The sequence below is a fragment of the Xanthomonas sp. CFBP 8443 genome, from assembly GCF_025666195.1.
GTDB lineage: Bacteria > Pseudomonadota > Gammaproteobacteria > Xanthomonadales > Xanthomonadaceae > Xanthomonas_A.
In genome coordinates this window covers 1-12,625 of record NZ_CP102592.1, presented here as the reverse complement: position 1 = coordinate 12,625, position 12,625 = coordinate 1, and the positions used below count along the sequence as shown (strand labels likewise).

The 12,625-nt window shown below is 66.1% G+C and carries 11 protein-coding genes; all 11 read right to left on the bottom strand.

The features are described 5' to 3' along the window. Nucleotides 1–141: 141 nt before the first annotated feature. Nucleotides 142–555, bottom strand: coding sequence for an ExbD/TolR family protein (locus NUG20_RS00055; protein ID WP_263396456.1), 414 nt, complete (start codon nt 553–555; stop codon nt 142–144). A gap of 3 nt (nt 556–558) precedes the next feature. Further along, nucleotides 559–984, bottom strand: coding sequence for an ExbD/TolR family protein (locus NUG20_RS00050; RefSeq protein ID WP_263396455.1), 426 nt, complete (start codon nt 982–984; stop codon nt 559–561). A 42-nt stretch (nt 985–1,026) separates the two neighbouring features. Further along, the gene (exbB, locus tag NUG20_RS00045) at nt 1,027–1,791 is read right to left on the bottom strand and encodes a TonB-system energizer ExbB (RefSeq protein WP_263396454.1); all 765 of its coding nucleotides are present in this window, start codon (nt 1,789–1,791) and stop codon (nt 1,027–1,029) included. 93 nt (nt 1,792–1,884) lie between these two features. Further along, a complete protein-coding gene (locus tag NUG20_RS00040; RefSeq protein ID WP_263396453.1) occupies nt 1,885–2,559 on the bottom strand; it encodes an energy transducer TonB in 675 nt (224 codons plus the stop codon). Nucleotides 2,560–2,709: 150 nt separating this feature from the next. Further along, nucleotides 2,710–3,903, bottom strand: a complete 1,194-nt coding sequence (locus tag NUG20_RS00035; protein WP_263396452.1) for a tetratricopeptide repeat protein — start codon at nt 3,901–3,903, stop codon at nt 2,710–2,712. 157 nt (nt 3,904–4,060) lie between these two features. After that, nucleotides 4,061–4,867: a M48 family metallopeptidase gene (locus NUG20_RS00030; RefSeq protein WP_263396451.1), complete on the bottom strand. Its 807-nt coding sequence runs from the start codon at nt 4,865–4,867 to the stop codon at nt 4,061–4,063. A 67-nt stretch (nt 4,868–4,934) separates the two neighbouring features. Then, entirely contained in the window at nt 4,935–5,786 is an 852-nt protein-coding gene (locus NUG20_RS00025; RefSeq protein WP_263396450.1) for a CPBP family intramembrane glutamic endopeptidase, read from the bottom strand. An 81-nt stretch (nt 5,787–5,867) separates the two neighbouring features. Then, nucleotides 5,868–8,315 carry a DNA topoisomerase (ATP-hydrolyzing) subunit B gene (gyrB, locus tag NUG20_RS00020; protein ID WP_263396449.1) on the bottom strand — a complete coding sequence of 816 codons (2,448 nt, stop codon included), beginning with the start codon at nt 8,313–8,315 and terminating at the stop codon, nt 5,868–5,870. Nucleotides 8,316–8,428: 113 nt separating this feature from the next. Next, nucleotides 8,429–9,529 carry a DNA replication/repair protein RecF gene (gene recF / locus NUG20_RS00015; protein ID WP_263396448.1) on the bottom strand — a complete coding sequence of 367 codons (1,101 nt, stop codon included), beginning with the start codon at nt 9,527–9,529 and terminating at the stop codon, nt 8,429–8,431. Nucleotides 9,530–9,891: 362 nt separating this feature from the next. Beyond that, a complete protein-coding gene (gene dnaN, locus NUG20_RS00010; RefSeq protein ID WP_179570245.1) occupies nt 9,892–10,992 on the bottom strand; it encodes a DNA polymerase III subunit beta in 1,101 nt (366 codons plus the stop codon). A gap of 292 nt (nt 10,993–11,284) precedes the next feature. Further along, complete coding sequence (dnaA, locus tag NUG20_RS00005; RefSeq protein WP_263396447.1) at nt 11,285–12,625, bottom strand: chromosomal replication initiator protein DnaA; 1,341 nt, start codon at nt 12,623–12,625, stop codon at nt 11,285–11,287.

Genomic DNA, 12,625 nt, shown 5'->3' with positions numbered 1-12,625 from the left:
TCGCGCCTGGGCTTTCTCACACGATAACGCTGGCGGCGCGCTTCCAATGCTGGTGGTTCCACGCCGGCGCCGAAGCAAAAAAAACGCCACCGTTTCCGGTGGCGTTGCAGTCGCGTCATGACTGAGGTGTTGCGGTCGAGCTTATTGCTGCACGAAGCCGATCTTTTTCATGTCCGAATTCTTGGCGGCGGCCAGCACCTTGGCCATCACTTCGTATTCGGAATCCGGATTGGCATCGATGCGCAGTTCCGGCTGGTTGGTCGGATCGCGCTGTACTTCGTTTTCCATCATCTGCGCAAGCGCCGTCACAGCCACCGGGCTGTTGTTCCAGAAGATCTGGTTCGACGCATCGATGCGCAGATCGATCGGCGGCGGCGGCTCCTTCAACTGCGGTGGCGGGTTGATCACCCGCTGCGGCAGGTCCACGTCGATCGGGTAGGTCATGATCGGCGCGGTCACGATGAAGATGATCAACAGCACCAGCATCACGTCGACCAGCGGCGTGACGTTGATGTCGGCCATGGGACCACGGCCGCCTCCTGAACTGAATGCCATGGCTCAGTTCCCCTTCTCTTTGGTCGCAACGAAACCGACGTCCAACATGCCCTGACCCTGCGCGATCTTGGTGATCTCGTTGATCGTGCGCATCTTGGTGGTGCGGTCGCCACGCAGATTGAGCGGCGGCTGCGGGGTCTGCTGGGCCGCGGTCGAAAAGCGCGATTCCAGGGCTTCCTTGGAGATCGGCTGATCGTTCCAGTACAGCGACCCGTCTTCCTTGACCGCCAGCGTGATCGGATTCGGACGCTTTTCGTCCTTGTCCGGATCCTGCTTGAGGTTGGCTTCGGGCAGTTCCACCTTGACCTTGTGGGACATCAGCGGTGCCGTGATGATGAAGATGATCAGCAGCACCAGCATCACGTCCACGAGGGGCGTGACGTTGATGTCGGCCATGGGGCCGCCGCTGTTACCACTACTGAAAGCCATAACGGGCTCCGTTAATCGTTGCGTGGACTACTTGACCGCGGATCAGCGAACGCGCGAACCAGTGGCGAAGAAGTCATGCAGGTCGTGGGCGAACGTATCGAACTTGGCGATCGTCGAGCTGTTGACCTTGCTGAAGAAGTTGAACGCGAACACGGCCGGGATCGCGACGAACAGACCGATCGCGGTCATGATCAGCGCTTCACCCACCGGGCCGGCAACGGCGTCGATCGAGGCGGAGCCGGTGGCACCGATCTTGATCAGCGCGCCGTAGATGCCCCACACCGTACCGAGCAGACCGACGAACGGCGCGGTCGCACCGACGGTGGCCAGCAGGGTCATGCCCGACTGCAGCTTGGTGCTTTCACGGGTCACGGCCTGACGCAGGGCGCGGTCGACAAACTCCGAACGGCTCAGGGTCTCGCCCAGGCCGGTGCCGGTGCCGGCTTCGGCACGCTGGTGGTGCGCAGCGGCCTGTGCGGCGTCGAGCGCGATCTTCGAGAAGGGCTCGCTGGACGGCTGCTCTTCCATCGCACGGATGGCGTCCTGCGCGTTCGGCGTGTCCCAGAACAGGCTGGTGACGCGGTCGGCCTGGCTCTTCAGGCGGGTGGCGCGGAAGATGTTGATGACGGTCCAGTACCACGAAGCCGCCGACATGATGATAAGGGTGATGAGCACCACCCAGGAGACGGCGAAGTCACCCGGCTTGGAGGTCATCTCGGTGATCAGGTGCTCGAAGCCCATCTGCGACAGGGCGTTCGATGCGTTGTTGCCCCCCGCAGCAGCGGCGATGAAAATTTCCTGCAGCATGACGCTTACCTTTGTTGTGTGTGGTGATGAGGGTGGTGCAAAGAGTAGACAGGGCCTGCAGACCGGCGGGTGCGCCGGGCTGCTGCCTTTGTATCAGTTCAGCGCGAAGTTGACCGGTACGCGGACGCGGCCGGCGGTCTTCTGTCCATTGGCGGTAGCGGCATTGAACCGCCACTTGCGCGCTGCTTCCATGGCGGCGCGGTCCAGGTCGCGGTTGCGGCTGGATTTTTCGACGGCCACGTTGGTGACGTTACCGTTTGCGTCGACGTCGATGATCAGGATCACCTCGCCTTCTGCGCCCGACCGGAATGCGGACGGCGGGTACTTCGGCGGGTTCATGTTCTTCGACGAGATATCGACGCTGGCGCCGATGTCGGTGGCTGCAGCCGGCGGCGACGGCGGCGACGGCGGCGTGGCGATGTCGCTCGGGCGCGGCTCCGGCACGTCGATCACCGGGGCTTCCGGCGGCGGCGGCAGCGGGGTCGGCTTCGGCGGCGCCAGGTTCTTGACCGGCGGCGGCGGCGTCTCCGGCGGCTTCGGCGGCGGCGGCGGCGGGGGTGGCGGCGGCGGCGGTGCGTCGACCAGGGTGACGACGATGTTGCGTTCCTTCTCCGCTGCCGCCTTCGGCGCAACGGCTGGAATCAGCAGCAACATCAGCGCTGCCAGATGCAGCGCGATTACGAAGGCAATACCGATGATGCGCGGCCAGCTGAGGCCGGAAGCTTCATCTCTGTCGTAATGCCGATTGATGACCAATTGTTCCGTCATGCGCCAATGACTCGTTTAGGGGGGCCGGGATTCGCGAAGAATCTGAATCCCAGTTCACGCGGTGTCACACCGCAGGAACCTCCAAGCTTATACCAATCCCTGTGACCTGCACTACTTTAAGCACTGGCTTTCGGGGGCTTTTTTTGCGTTTTACTTCAGGTTGATGATCTTCTTGGCGTCTTCCGGCTTCTTGACGCCCTTGGCCAACGCCTGTTGCGCGGCCTGCTTGGCTTCCGGAACGCGGCCTTCCTGGTGCAGCACCTTGGCCAGGTTCAGATAGGTCTCGCCGTCCTTGGACAGCGGCGCGGCCTTCTGCCAGTTCTCGATCGCCTGTGGCACCTGATCGCTGTAGTAGTAGGACTGCGCCAGCGCCAGATAGGTCTGGTAGTCGGGCTTGAGGATGCCCTTCTGCATGCCTTCGTTGATGACCGCGATGACGTCCTTTTCCTTCTTGTCGGTGTTGGCGTAGATCGAGTACAGCTGCTTGTACTCCTTCTCGTCGGTCAACTGGCCGGCGGCGCGCAGCTTGTCCATCACCGCGGCGGCCTTGTCCATCTGGTCGGCCTGCATGTACATGTTGGCCAGGTTGAGCTGCGCCTTCTTGTCGTTCGGCGTCTTGGCCGCCAGCGCTTCGGCAGCCTTAACCGCTTCGCCGGTCTGGCCGGCTTCGGCGTAGGAGGCCATCAGCAGCTGGTTCCAGCTGTCCTTGGGCTCCGGCGAGGCGGCAATGGCCTGCTGCAGCACCGGGATCGCTTCCTGGTAACGCTCGGTCTGGTACAGCGCCTGGCCCTTGAGGATCAGATCTTCCGGACGGGTCGACTTGGATTCGGCCAGGAACTTGTCCAGCGAAGCCAGGCCTGCGGCGGTCTCGTCGTCCTGCAACTGCAGCTGCGCCAGCATCAGCATCGACTGGAAGTGGCCGTTGTTGTCCAGGCCGTTGAACTGGATCGCCTGCTGCAGGTACTGCTTGGCGGCCTTGCTGTCGTCCAGGTTGTAGGCGGCCTGCGCGGCCAGCTGCGCGGCGATCGACTTGTCGTATTCGTTGGCTGCGCTATTGGCCAGGACCTCGTCGGCCTGGGTGCGCACGCCGGCGTAGTCTTCGCCCTTGTTGTAGGTGTCGATCAGCTTCTGCAGCTTGCTGCCGAGCTTGGCCGACGGCTTGCCGGTCGGCTCCTGGCGGGTGGCGTTGGGGAACATCACCGCGGCCTTTTCGTTCTTGGACTTGCGCGAGGAGCGCTGCTCGGAACGATCGGACTGGGCGACGGCGTCGGTCACCACCGCGCCGCCGAGGGCAGCAGTGATCACCAGGGACAACAGCGCTTGCTTGCGAATACTGAATTTCATGGATCACCTCGGTGGAACCGCCCGGAGCGGCACGGAAGACGGAGCGGCCATCCAGGGCCGAGCCAGCAAAACTAACAGAAACCTGTACGCCGTGAAAACGTTTTTGGGATGCATTGCCATGCCGACGGCGCGCGCCTGCGCCGTGACCGCGCAGCGATCATCCGCACTTCGGCGCCCGCCCGGCGCTGCGCGCCTGCGCATACACCGGCTCGAGCGCGGCGACATCGCGCTGCAGTTCGCCGATGCGGGCGCTGGGATCGGGGTGGGTGGACAGCCATTGCGGCGGGCGCTGGCCGCCGGCGGACATCATGTTCTTCCACAGGTCGACCGCCTGCGCCGGATCGAATCCGGCCTGCGCCATCAGCCGCTGGCCGACCACGTCCGCTTCGCTTTCCTGGGCGCGCGAGCCGGGCAGCAGGAACGCGGCCTGCGCGGTCATGCCGCCGACCTGGCCGACGGTGTCGCCGACGGCGTTGCCGTAGCGGGCGCCGGCCAGGGCGCCGAGCAGGCTGACGCCGGTCTGGGTGCCGATCTGGCGGGTGATACGTTCTTCGTGATGGCGTGCGATCACGTGGCCGATCTCGTGGCCGAGCACCGCCGCCAACTGGTCCTGGTTCTTGGCCACGGAGAAGATGCCGCTGTTGACGCCGACCTTGCCGCCGGGCAACGCGAACGCGTTGGGTTCCTTGTCGGCGAACACGGCGGTTTCCCATGCGGTGCCGCGCCACTGCGCCGGCAACTGCGCGACCAGCGCGCCGACCACGCAGCGCACATAGGCGTTGCGCTTGGGATCCTGGTCGATCGGCTCCTTGGCCTTGGCCTCGGCAAAGGCCTGCACGCCGAGCTGATCGAGCTCCTGCTGCGACACGCCGCCCACGACCTGGGTACGGCCAGTCGGCGATGTCGTCGTCGCGCAGGCTGCCAGCAGCATCGCGATCGATGCCCCCAGTACAACGTTTCTCATATAGGTCCCCCTATGACACACGTCGCAGTGTGATGGGAGGCGTCTTAACTTTTCGTCAAACGCAGCTTCAAGTCGCACCGAACCAGTACAACCCGGCGACGGCGACGGCATTGTTCAGGCCATGCGCGGCGATCGGCGCCCACAGCGTGCCGGTGCGTTTGTACAGCCAGGCGAAGGCCGCGCCCATGCTGCCGTAGATCAGCCACAGCTGCACGGTCTCGGCCACGCCATTGCCGGTGGTGCCAGGCAATTCGTGCACCAGCGCGAACGCGGCGCCGCTGAGCGCCATGCCCAGCCGCGGCCAGCCGGCATCCCACAGGCGCCCGAACAGCACGCGGCGGAACAGCAGTTCCTCGTAGGCCGGCGCGATCAGCACCGCGAACAGGAACAGGAACAGCGGCATCTGCGTCATCGCTTCGCGCATCAGCGGCAGGTTGGTCGGCACCGGCTTGATCCCCAGCTGCGCGCCGAGGTTGGACAGCACGCTGCTGCCAACGAACACCGCCACCGCCACCATCAGCACCCAGCCCCAGGTCGCGGGCGCGCGCGCGGCCCGCCACGAGGCGCTCCGCTCGGCGGCGTTGGCCGGGCGGCGCAGGAAGTACAGCAGCAGTGCCGCGGACAGGGTGCTGACCAAGGCGATCAGCAGCTGCGCCAGCGCGCCGGGCTGGCCGAGATGGGTGGCGACGACCGAGGCGATGCGATCGCTGGGAATGCCCTGCGCACGCAACTCCATGGTGACCTGGAAGCCACGCACAACGCCCCAGACCAGGCCGCACAGCACGCTGACGGCCAGCAGCACGACCGCGGCGAGCAGCACGTCGAGGACGAAGCCGAGCACCGGCTTGCGCCAGCCGGACGACGGCGCGGGACGGGGCAGCGAGGGCGGGGCGGTGGGGTGCGACGGCAGCGAGGTCATCGCGATCCTGGGCGAGTCAGGCTAAGGGAGCGGGAAGGACGCCGTCCCCCGGCAGGCGCCGGGGGACGGGCGATGCCGCGGTCAGATGTCGAGGTTGGCGACCTTCAGCGCGTTTTCCTCGATGAAATCGCGGCGCGGCTCGACCACGTCGCCCATCAGGGTGCTGAAGATCTGGTCGGCGGCCACCGCGTCCTCGATGCGCACCTGCAGCAGGCGGCGCGTATCCGGGTTCACCGTGGTTTCCCACAGCTGCTCGGCGTTCATTTCGCCCAGGCCCTTGAAGCGCTGGATCTGCCGGCCCTTCTTGGCCTCGTCGAACAACCAGGCATGCGCCTGCGCGAAGCTGTTGATGCTCTGGGTCTTGTTGCCGCGCACGATCTGCGCGCCCTCGCGGACCAGGCCGTTCAACGCCAGCGCGACCTCGCGCAGCGGGCGCAGTTCGCCGCTCTCGAACACCGCCATCGGCAGTACCTGGGTCAGCTCTTCGCCCATGTGGCGGCGCACCGCGATCAGGGTCGCCGGACGCTGTTCGGTGCCCGGCTCGAAGCGCAGTTCGTAGCGGGCGGTGCCCAGGGTGCCGCGGTTGAGCACGGCCTGCAGCGCATCCAGGCTCGGATGCTGCTCGCCCTCGGCTTCCAGCTGCGCCACGTCCAGCGGCGGCAGGTCGATCAGCGCGGTCAGCAGCGCCGGATCGTAGCGGTGCGCGTTGCGCGCCACCGCGTCGTTGGCACTGGCGAACAGCAACAGCAGCTTCTCCAGCGCGGTGCCGGTGATCGGCGGCTCGTCGCTGGCCGGGATCAGCGCCGCACCCTCGACCGCGCTGTTGGCCAGGTAGGCGTTGAGCGCGTTGTCGTCCTTCAGGTACAGCTCCTGCTTGCCCTGCTTGAGCCGGTACAGCGGCGGCAGGCCGATGTAGATGTAGCCGCGCTCGATCAGCTCCGGCATCTGCCGGTAGAAGAACGTCAGCAGCAGGGTGCGGATGTGCGCGCCGTCGACGTCGGCGTCGGTCATGATGATGATGCGGTGGTAGCGCAGCTTGTCCGGGTTGTATTCGTCGCGGCCGATGCCGGTGCCCAGCGCGGTGATCAGCGTGCCGACCTGGTCGGAGGCCAGCATACGGTCGAAGCGCGCGCGTTCCACGTTGAGGATCTTGCCGCGCAGCGGCAGCACCGCCTGGTTCTTGCGGTTGCGGCCCTGCTTGGCCGAGCCGCCAGCCGAGTCGCCCTCGACGATGAACAGCTCGGACAGCGCCGGATCCTTCTCCTGGCAGTCGGCCAGCTTGCCGGGCAGGCCGGCGATGTCCAGCGCGCCCTTGCGGCGGGTCAGGTCGCGCGCCTTGCGCGCGGCCTCTCGGGCGCGCGCGGCATCGACGATCTTGCCGGCGATGGCCTTGGCCTCGTTGGGATTTTCCTGCAGGAATTCCTGCAAACGGGCGCCGAACGTGTTCTCAACGGCGGGCTTCACCTCGGAACTGACCAATTTCTCCTTGGTCTGCGAGGAGAAGCTCGGGTCCGGCACCTTCACCGACAGCACCGCGATCATGCCTTCGCGCATGTCGTCGCCGGACAGGGTGATCTTGGCCTGCTTGGCGATGCCGTTCTGTTCGATGTAGTTGGACAGGGTGCGGGTCAGCGCCGCGCGGAAGCCGGCCAGGTGGGTGCCGCCGTCCTTCTGCGGGATGTTGTTGGTGAAGCAGAACATCGTTTCCTGGTAGGCGTCGGTCCACTGCAGGGCCACGTCCACGACGATGCCGTTCTGCTCGCCGGTCACCGAGATCACGTTCGGGTGCAGCGGGGTCTTCAGCTGCGCCAGGTGCTCGACGAAGCTGCGGATGCCGCCTTCGTACTCGAACACGTCCTGGCGGCCTTCGCCGCGCTCGTCCTGCAGGGTGATCTTGACCCCGGAGTTGAGGAAGGACAGCTCGCGCAGGCGCCGCGCCAGGATGTCGTAGTGGAATTCGACGTCGCTGAAGATCTCCACCGCCGGCTTGAAACGCAAGGTGGTGCCGCGCTTGTCGGAGGCCTCAAGCTGCTTGAGCGGGTACTGCGGCTCGCCCAGCTTGTATTCCTGCTGGTAGTGGTGGCCGTCGCGCCACACGTCCAGCCACAGGTGCTCGGACAGGGCGTTGACCACCGACACACCGACGCCATGCAGGCCGCCGGACACTTTGTAGCTGTTGTCGTCGAACTTGCCGCCGGCATGCAGCACGGTGAGGATCACCTCGGCCGCGGACACGCCTTCTTCCTTGTGGATGTCGACCGGGATACCGCGACCGTTGTCGGACACCTGCACCGAGCCGTCCACCATGATCTTGACCAGCACGTTGTCGGCATGGCCGGCCAACGCTTCGTCGATGGAGTTGTCGACGACCTCGAACACCATGTGGTGCAGGCCGGTACCGTCGTGCACGTCGCCGATGTACATGCCGGGACGCTTGCGGACCGCTTCCAGCCCACGCAGCACGGTGATCTTGCTGGAGTCGTAGGTGGTGTTGGCGGGCGAGGTTGGCGGATTCTGTTCTTCGGTCATGCGCTTGCCGTAGGCTCCACGAGTCGGACGACGGCGGGCAGTAACCCGGTCGCGCCGATGGATAGGGGATTGCGGCGAATTATAGCAGCCCCGGCCCTCCCGCCCCGCGCAGGCTAGGAACGGGCCAGGGCTTGGCCATGTTCCACGTGGAACCGAGCGATCGGCAGCGCCATGTCGGCCAGCGCCCGCGGGGTTTCGGTGGCGGTCACGAATACCTGCGCCGGCCCGGCCTGCAGCCGCTGCAACACGCGCCGCTGGTGATGCTGGTCCAGTTCCGAGGCCAGGTCGTCCAGGGCGATCACCGGCCATTCGCCGCGCTGCTCGGCATAGTCCTCGGCCTGGGCCAGCAGGCAGGCCAGGGCAGTGAGCTTGGCTTGGCCGCGCGATAGCGCGTCCCGGCCAGGGATGGTCGCGAACTCAAGGCTCCAGTCCGCGCGGTGCGGGCCGACCGAGGTGTAGCCGTACTGGCGGTCGCGTTCGCGGTTGAGCAGCAGAGCGTCGGCTAGCGGCACCTCGTGGCGGCGCCAGCCAGGGGCGAAGTGCAGGTGCTGGATTCCCAGCGCCGGCGCCAGTTCGGGTCCAAGTTCCAACAGCCGCTGCAGCAACCGTTCCAGGTACTGCTCGCGGCGCGAGGTCAGCGGTTCGCCGGCCTCGGCCAGTTCGTGGTCCCAGGCATCCAGGGCTGCGCCGCCACCGCCACTCTTCAGCAGGGCGTTGCGCTGCTTCAACGCCCGCGCGTAGCGGCGCCACAGGGCAAGAAAATCAGGTTCCACGTGGAACAAGCCCCAGTCGATGAAGCGCCGGCGGGGTTCGCCGCCGCCGCTGACCAGCACGTGGCTGCCCGGCTCGAAGGTGACCACCGCCAGGGCCGCGCATAGCGTGCCGAGGTAGGCCACGTCTTCGCCGTCGAGCCGGCCACGCCAGTCCTGGCCGCTATGGCGCAATCCAGCGCGGCGGCGGCGCGGCTGTTGGGGCTCGGTGCCGCGCTCCTGCCATTCGACGAAGACGTCCAGGGCATCCTGGCCCTGGCTGACCAAGCCGTCGCGGACCCGCCCGCGGAAGCTGCGGCCGTAGGCCATCAGGTGCATGGCTTCGAGGATCGTGGTCTTGCCGGCGCCATTGTCGCCGGTGATCAGGTTCAGCCCAGGCGCAGGCGCCAGTTCGAGCGCGGCGAAGCGGCGCAGGTGATGAAGGTCGAGGCGGGAGACGTGCATGCGGGGAATCGGGGGCGAGAGCGCTCGCACCGGGCGCACGCGGGTCGGTTCATAGGGGCAGGGCGGCAGCATACCCAAAGCGGTTGCGAACGTCCTGTCGCGAGTGTGGTTTGGCAGGTGGATCTGTTCGGTGTGGTTAGCGGACGCAGGCGTCTGGCTGCTCCTGCGAGGCGATGTAAGGAGCCCGTGCGCCGACCAGGAAGCGTCAGATGGCGTCGGGAGAGCGCGTCGCGACTGAAGTCGCCCCCACAGGAGGCCTTCCTGGGATCGGCGCCTGCCGAATCTGAGGCAAAAGAAAACCCGGCGCGAGGGCCGGGCTTTCTCAGCTGTGTTCCACGTGGAACACGATCATTGGGCTACCGTCAGAGACGCAGCGGCATCACCACATGGCGCGAGCGGGCGCTGCTGGCCTCGCGCACCAGGGCCGAGGAGTTGGCGTCGCGCAGCTGGATCACGATGAACTCCTCGCGCAACGCCGACAGGGCGTCGAGCAGGTAGTTCACGTTGAAGCCGATCGCCAGGTCGCTGACCTTGGTGTCGGCCTCGATCTCTTCCTGCGCCTCTTCCTGCTCGGGGTTGTGCGCGCTGATCTTCAGCTGGCCCGGCGAGACTTCCACGCGCACGCCGCGGTACTTCTCGTTGGACAGGATCGCCGCACGCTGCAACGCGGCGCGCAGCGCCTCGCGATCCAGCTTGACCTCGCGGTCGGCGCCGATCGGGATCACTGCTTCGTAATCGGGAAAACGGCCGTCGATCAGCTTGGAGGTGAAGGTGACATCGTCGCGCTTGACCCGCACGTGGCTGCGCCCGACTTCCAGCTCGACTTCGCGATCGCCGCCTTCCAGCAGCCGCTGCAGCTCGGTCACGCCCTTGCGCGGCACGATGATCTGGCGCTTGGCACCGCCGGCGTTCTCCAGCTCGGTCTCGCACAGCGCCAAACGATGGCCATCGGTGGCCACGCAGCGCAGGGTCTGGTCGCGCAGGTCGAACAGCAGACCGTTGAGGTAGTAACGCACGTCCTGCTGGGCCATCGCGAAGGCGGTGCGCTCGATCAGTTCCTTCAACGCCGCTTCCGGCACCAGAACCCGCTCGGTGGCCTCGACTTCATCCACCGACGGGAAATCGTTGGCCGGCAGCGTCGCCAGGGTGAAGCGGCTGCGCCCGGCCTGCACGGTGATCTTGTCGCCGGTCTGCGAGACGGTGATCTTGCTGCCGTCCGGCAAGGCCCGAATGATCTCGAACAGCTTGCGGGCCGGAATCGTGGTTTCGCCGTCCTGTGCGTCGTCGACCGCGATACGCGACACCATTTCCACTTCCAGGTCGGTACCGGTCAGCGACAGTTGCCCGTCGTGCACCTGCACCAGGAAGTTGGCCAGAACCGGCAAGGTCTGGCGGCGTTCGACCACATTGACGACTTGCGCCAATGGCTTGAGGAAGGCTTCGCGCTGCAGTGTGAAACGCATGTGGTTCCGTGCCCCTATGCTTTAAAAAGATATGGAATAAATCAAAAGCTTGGTGGTGATGGTAGAGCGAATTTCGGTGCAAAGGTAGCTTAACTATCTGTACCTAAAGGGTTTTTCGGCCCTTCAATCCCCGGTATTACTGCCCCTGGAGGGGTGGGGAAACCTGTGGATAGTTTTGCCGCCGTCGCCGCGCTGCACTTTATCCACAGTTTCTCCCGGATTTGTCGCGAAGTCATGCACCGATTTATCAAGCGCCGCCGGCGTGTGGTGCCGGCGGCGCCCGCACGCCGCGCTACTCGCTCAACTTGCGGATCAACTTGTCCCAGTCCTCGCGCAACTTGCCGTCGGTTTCCATCAGGTGCTTGATCTGCCGGCAGGCGTGCAGCACGGTGGTGTGGTCGCGGCCGGCGAACGCATCGCCGATCTCCGGCAGGCTGTGTTCGGTCAGTTCCTTGGTCAGCGCCATCGCCACCTGCCGCGGCCGCGCCAGCGAGCGCGTGCGGCGCTTGGACAGCAGGTCCTTGATCTGCAGGCCGTAGTAGTCGGCCACGGTCTTCTGGATGTTGGGGATGCCGATCGCCTGCTGCTGCGCGCGCAGCAGGTCGCGCAGCGTCTCCTGGGCGAACTCGGTGGTGATCGCGCGGCCGGTGAAGTTGGCGCGGGCGGCCAGCGTGTTGAGCGCGCCTTCCAGGTCGCGCACGTTGGAGCGCATCTTCTTGGCGATGAGGAACGCCACGTCGTCGGGGATCTCGGCGCCGCGCTCGCGCGCCTTGGCCAGCACGATCGCCGCGCGGGTCTCGAAGTCGGGCGGGTCGATCGCCACCGACAGGCCCCAGGCCAGGCGCGACTTCAGCCGCGGCTCCAGGCCTTCCACTTCGCGCGGATAGCGGTCGCAGGTCAGGATGATCTGCTGGCGGCCGTCGAACAGTGCGTTGAAGGTGTGGAAGAACTCTTCCTGGGTGCGGTCCTTGCCGGCGAAGAACTGGATGTCGTCGATCAGCAGCGCGTCCACCTGCTGGAACTGGCGCTTGAACTGGTCCATGGTTTTGTCCTGCAGCGCGCGGATCATTGCGCTGAAGAACTGTTCCGAACGCAGGTACATGACCCGCGCGTTGGGGTTCTGCTCGCGCATCGCGTTGCCGGCGGCGAACATCAGGTGGGTCTTGCCCAGGCCGGTGCTGCCGTACAGCAGCAGCGGGTTGTGCGCACGGTCGCCCGGCTTCTGCGCCGCCTGCGTGGCGGCGGCCAGGCCGAGCTGGTTGCTGCGGCCCTCGACGAAGTTGGCGAAGGTGTAGTGCGAGTCGAGGTTGCCAGCGAACGGCTCCAGCAACGGCGCCGGCGGCGTGCGCGCGGCGGCCGCGTCGTTGGCGGGCGGGGCCACCGGCTCGGGCGCGCGCGGCCGCGAGCCGACCTGCAACGCCACCTCGCCGCTGCCGGCGAAGTAGGTCATCAGCTCGCGGATCCGCGCCAGGTAGCGCTCGCGCACCTGTTCGACGATGAAGGCGTTCGGGGCGTACAGGACCATGCTGTTGTCATGGCGCTGTTCGGCTTGCAGCGGTTTCAACCAGGTGTGAACGTCCTCGGCTGGAAATTCAGCTTCCAGACGTTCCAGGCAACGGGGCCAAGCATCCAT